This window comes from Acidisoma sp., assembly GCF_035492295.1.
In the GTDB taxonomy this organism is placed as follows: Bacteria; Pseudomonadota; Alphaproteobacteria; order Acetobacterales; family Acetobacteraceae; genus Acidisoma.
In genome coordinates this window covers 1-4,745 of the sequence record NZ_DATJJK010000084.1, presented here as the reverse complement: position 1 = coordinate 4,745, position 4,745 = coordinate 1, and the positions used below count along the sequence as shown (strand labels likewise).

Genomic DNA, 4,745 nt, shown 5'->3' with positions numbered 1-4,745 from the left:
GCGAGGTTAACGGTCATCTGCTGACCAGCATTGAGCCAGCCTGCTTCATGCGCGGTGCGGAGTGCGGAGATGACGAGGCCGGCGGCGACCAGGATGAGGAAGGCGCCGGTGACGCGAAAAAACCGGGACAGGTTGATCTTCACCCCGCCGATATAGATGCCCCAACCGATGATGACCGCGAGGAGGATGCCGAGCACGGCCCCCGTCGCGGCGAGGGCTGCCGATTGTGCCGCCGAAAACGTCGCGAGCAGGAAGACCGCGGTCTCGAACCCTTCCTTAAGCACGGCGAGAAAGGCCATGGCCGCCAGCGCGAAGGCTCCGCGATGGCTGAGCGCTTCCGCCGCTTGAGTCTCCAGCTCCCGCTTCATGCTGCGGGCATGTGTGTTCATCCAGGCGATCATGCCGGTGACGAAGAAGATGGCGATGCCGCCGATGACGGTTTCCATCCCTTCCTGCGCCGCCTGGGGCAGGGCCTGCTCGATGAGATCGAGCCCGACGCCGACCATGACCGACAGGATCATGGCGAGGCCGACGCCAAGCCACATGGCGCTGAGGCTGCGACCGTTGTTGCGCAGGAAGGCGGCGATGATGCCGACGATCAGCGCTGCTTCCAGCCCTTCGCGCAGGCCGATGACGAAAGTAGCCAGCATATCCGTTACCGCGGCACCGGCCGCTGCCTCTCCAATTGGATGGCGTTGCTTATCCGGCCCGAGTTGCAATTGCAAGTAAGTCGCGATTGCGATTGCGGCGCGACTAACCCGCCCGGGCACGATCTCTCTCATGGCGCATCTGCACCCGTCGCAGGGGTTGTAACTTGCATTATGAAAGCAACGGAGTCACAAGCGCTTCGACACTTTCATTATGAAAGTAACCAAATGCGCCACAAGAGCTTCGGCACCATGACCTGTCCCATCGCCCGCAGCCTCGAGCGCGTGGGTGAATGGTGGAGCATCCTGATCCTGCGCGATGCGCTGCAGGGGCTCACGCGCTTCGATCAGTTCGAGAAGAGCCTCGGCATCGCCCCCAACATGCTCACGCGCCGGCTGACCGGGCTGGTCGAGAACGGCTTGCTTGAGCGGCGGCTCTACCAGGAGCGGCCGGCCCGCTACGAATATGTGCTGACCGCGGCGGGGCGGGACTTCCAGCCGGTACTGTGGGCCATGCTCGCCTGGGGCAACCGCCATTTCGCACCAGAGGGGGCGAGCGTCGTCCTCACCGAGGCGGCTACGGGCCGCGCGGTGGAGCCTGTGCTGGTCGACCGGACGAGCGGCACCGTGCTTGCGGCCCCGCAGTTCCGCTCGGCGCCTGGACCCGCCGCGAGCGAGCGAACGCGCCGGCGCTATGCGGCGCGACCGGGAGAGGTGTCATGAGCAATTCCACAGCCCGGATTGGTGATCTCGCGCCCGGTCAGACGGAGGTAGAGACAAGGCCACGCAGGAAACTGCGCCCGCGGCGGTTGGCGCTCGGCCTGCTCGCGCTTGCCGCCATCGGTGGGGGCGCCTGGTATGGCGACCAATGGTGGCGGGTCGGGCGCTTCGTGATGTCGACAGACGACGCCTATGTCGGCGGCGACGTGACGCCGATTTCTCCGCATGTCTCGGGCTTCGTCTCTGCCGTTCTGGTGCGGGACAATCAGTTCGTCCCTGCGGGCCAGCCCCTGCTCCGCATCGACCCCGCGGATTTCGAGGCAGCACTCGGCCATGCAGAGGCCGTGCTCGCCGAACGCCAGGCGGCGGTTTCCACCCTGGTCGCCCAGCAGCAGTTGCAGCGTTCCGTGCTGGCGGAAGCCGGGGCCGATCTCGCGGCGCGCAAGGCCGAAGCCGTTTTTGCGGCGGCGGATGCCCGGCGCTATCAGACGCTGGCCCATACCGAGGCAGGGTCCCGCCAGGACGCCGAGCGGGCCATGGCCGCCGTGCAGTCCGCCCAGGCTGAGGTCGCGGCGGCGGAAGCCAAGCAGGCGGCCGCCAACCAGCAACTTGCCCTCATCGAAACCCAGATCGCGGGCGCCGAGGCTACCATCCGTCAGGCCGAAGCCGATCTCCGCACGGCCCGGCTCAATCGAAGCTATACCGAGATCGACGCGCCGATTGCGGGCTATGTCGGGGACCGTTCGGCCCAGCTCGGCGCCTATGTCACGGCAGGTACGAACCTGCTGTCCCTGGTGCCTGCCGAGGGGCTCTGGGTCGATGCCAACTTCAAGGAAGACGATCTCGCGCGCATGCAGCCGGGCGAGCCGGCGCAAATCGTGGCCGACATTCTGCCCGGCCGGATCTTCCACGGCCATGTCGGCAGCCTCGCGCCCGCGACGGGCGCGGTCTTCAGCGTCATTCCGCCGCAGAACGCGACCGGCAATTTCACCAAGATCGTGCAGCGCGTGCCGGTGCGCATCCTGCTCGATGACGCGGATGCTCGGCTCGGCCTGCTGCGCGCCGGGCTCTCCGTCACTGTCTCCGTCGACACGCGGGGCGAAGGTCGCCCAGCGTCATGACCGCTGAACCGCCGCCCGGCATCCGGGGGATCATCCCCTTCGCCATCATGTGCGTCGGCATGTTCGTGGCGCTGCTCGATATCCAGATCGTGGCGTCTTCATTGCAGGATATCGGTGGCGGGCTGTCGGCAGCCCAAGACCAGATCAGCTGGGTGCAGACCGCCTATCTGATCGCCGAGATCATCATGATCCCGCTTTCCGGCTGGCTCAGCCGCGTCTTTTCGACGCGCTGGCTTTTCGCCGCTTCGGCGCTGGGCTTCACCATCGCCTCCATGCTCTGCGGCCTGTCCTGGAGCATCGGCAGCATGATCGTGTTCCGCGCGTTGCAGGGCCTGCTCGGCGCTTCGATGATCCCGACGGTCTTCACCTCGTCCTTCCATTATTTCCAGGGGCCACGGCGGGTCTATGCGGCGGCGGTGGTCGGCACCATCGCCTCCATCGCGCCGACGCTGGGTCCCGTCATCGGTGGCTGGATCACCGATGCGCTGAACTGGCACTGGCTGTTCTACGTCAACCTCGTGCCCGGCCTGCTGGTGGCGTTGGGCGTGGCGTTGCTGGTCGATATCGACAAGCCGGACCTGCGCCTGCTCCGCGACGCGGACTATCCCGGCATCGCGCTGATGGCGCTCTGCCTCGGCACGCTCGAATATGTGCTGGAGGAGGGGACGCGCTGGAACTGGTTCAGCGACGAAAGCATCCGAACTTGCGCTGTCATCGCAGGGGTCACCGGGATTCTTTTCGTCATTCGCAGCCTGACCTATGCCCATCCCGTGGTCGATCTCCGCGCGCTCACCAATCGCAATTTCCTGCTCGGTTGCATCCTGTCCTTCACGACCGGCATCGGCATCTTCTCAACGATCTATCTGACGCCGCTGTTCCTCGGCTATGTGCGCGGCTTCTCCGCCTGGGAGACCGGGGTTGCGGTCTTCTCCACCGGTGTCGCCTCGCTCGCTGGCGTGCCGGTCTATATCTTTCTTGCCAAGCGCATCGATGGGCGCTGGCTGATGATGTTCGGCCTCGCCTGCTTTGGCCTCGCGATGTGGAGTTTCAGCCTTATCACCAGCGATTGGGGTGGGGACCAGCTGCTGCTGCCGCAAATCATCCGCGGCTTTCCACAGGTCTTCGCGGTGGCACCCGCGGTGACGTTGGGCCTTGGCAGCCTGCCGCCCGAGCGGCTGAAATACGCGAGCGGCCTGTTCAATATGATGCGCAACCTGGGGGGTGCCGTGGGCATCGCCGTCTGCGGTGCCATCCTGAACAGCCGCACGAATATGCATTTTCTGAACATCGCCTCGCAACTCACTCCGGCGAATGCTCCGATGGAGGGGATGCTTGCCGGCCTTACCCGTCATTTCACCGTGACGCTCGGATCGGCCGAAGCCGGACATGCGGCGGCTCTGCACCGGCTGCATGACATCGCCTATGCCCAGGCTTCCACCATGGCCTATGCCGATGCCTTCCTCGCCATCATGGCGGCCTTTGCCGTGGCAACACCGCTGGTGCTGTTCATGCGCCGCGTGGCGCCGCCCGCAAAGCCCGTGGCCGACGCGCATTGATCATGTGAGGCGAGATAGTCCGGGAGACTGAAGCCTCGGACGATCGAGTGCTCCTCCGTGTCGATCAGCGGACAGGATGGAGGCGTCGAGCGGACCCGCGCCGCGCCGGTCCCCGGCCTTGTGCTCGGCGGTCCAGAGGAAAACCGCTTCCGCATCCGGGTCCCCCGCAATCATGCGGGAAGCGTCGTCCGAAGCATGCTTGGTCAAAGTCTCGACCGTCACCGTATCGCCAGAGCGCCCTTCGCTCTCCGACAGCTTCTCCACGGGCCGTTCCGATCGCCTCCTGGTGGCGCCGGTTCTGCCTCGGATCAGGCTGCCGTCAAGCGGCGTGGCTTACCCCTGCCAGCCGTTCCATGCGCGCCGTGTCGCCCGCCAGTTCGGCGGCGGCACCGTCATAGACGACTTCTCCATCGGAGAGCACATAGGCGCGGTCCGCCAGCTGCAGGGCAAGGAAGGCGTTCTGCTCCACCAGCAGAATCGCGGTCCCCTCCGCTTTGATCCGCGCCACCATGCGCATCACTTCCTGCACGATGACCGGCGCGAGGCCCTGCGAAGGTTCGTCCAGAATCAGGAAGCGCGGGTTAAGCAGCAGGGCGCGGCCGATCGCCAGCATCTCCTGCTCGCCGCCCGACAGCTTGCCGCCTTTGCTGGTGCGGCGCTCCTCGAGGCGCGGAAACAGCTTGTAGATGGTCTCGATCGTC

6 protein-coding genes are annotated in these 4,745 nt (G+C 65.8%); 3 read left to right on the top strand and 3 right to left on the bottom strand.

Annotation, left to right across the window (positions count from 1 at the left end):
• Window positions 1-650: FTR1 family iron permease (locus tag VL752_RS05950; protein ID WP_325353138.1), on the bottom strand; the 650-nt coding region annotated here is incomplete at its 3' end.
• A gap of 225 nt (window positions 651-875) precedes the next feature.
• Between VL752_RS05950 and VL752_RS05945 the strand changes: the two genes are divergently transcribed.
• The 3 genes from VL752_RS05945 to VL752_RS05935 are packed head-to-tail and all read left to right on the top strand — an operon-like array spanning window position 876 to window position 4,044.
• Window positions 876-1,370 carry a winged helix-turn-helix transcriptional regulator gene (locus VL752_RS05945; protein WP_325353136.1) on the top strand — a complete coding sequence of 165 codons (495 nt, stop codon included), beginning with the start codon at window positions 876-878 and terminating at the stop codon, window positions 1,368-1,370.
• Window positions 1,367-2,488, top strand: coding sequence for an HlyD family secretion protein (locus VL752_RS05940; protein ID WP_325353134.1), 1,122 nt, complete (start codon window positions 1,367-1,369; stop codon window positions 2,486-2,488). The genes VL752_RS05945 and VL752_RS05940 overlap by 4 nt, the downstream gene beginning before the upstream one ends.
• Complete coding sequence (locus VL752_RS05935) at window positions 2,485-4,044, top strand: MDR family MFS transporter (protein WP_325353132.1); 1,560 nt, start codon at window positions 2,485-2,487, stop codon at window positions 4,042-4,044. The genes VL752_RS05940 and VL752_RS05935 overlap by 4 nt, the downstream gene beginning before the upstream one ends.
• Here the strand turns inward: VL752_RS05935 and VL752_RS05930 are convergent, their stop codons facing one another.
• Both VL752_RS05930 and VL752_RS05925 read right to left on the bottom strand, forming a co-directional pair.
• Window positions 4,045-4,308, bottom strand: coding sequence for a hypothetical protein (locus VL752_RS05930; RefSeq protein ID WP_325353130.1), 264 nt, complete (start codon window positions 4,306-4,308; stop codon window positions 4,045-4,047). It abuts the gene before it with no gap.
• Between the two features lie 55 nt (window positions 4,309-4,363).
• Window positions 4,364-4,745 (bottom strand): ATP-binding cassette domain-containing protein (locus VL752_RS05925; protein WP_325353128.1); only part of this gene is annotated, 382 nt, incomplete at its 5' end.

What these genes read in the sequence shown, in the direction of transcription:
- VL752_RS05945 (WP_325353136.1), top strand. Translation starts at nt 876, where the DNA reads ATGCGCCACAAGAGCTTCGGCACCATGACCTGTCCCATCGCCCGCAGC.
- VL752_RS05940 (WP_325353134.1), top strand. Translation starts at nt 1,367, where the DNA reads ATGAGCAATTCCACAGCCCGGATTGGTGATCTCGCGCCCGGTCAGACG.
- VL752_RS05935 (WP_325353132.1), top strand. Translation starts at nt 2,485, where the DNA reads ATGACCGCTGAACCGCCGCCCGGCATCCGGGGGATCATCCCCTTCGCC.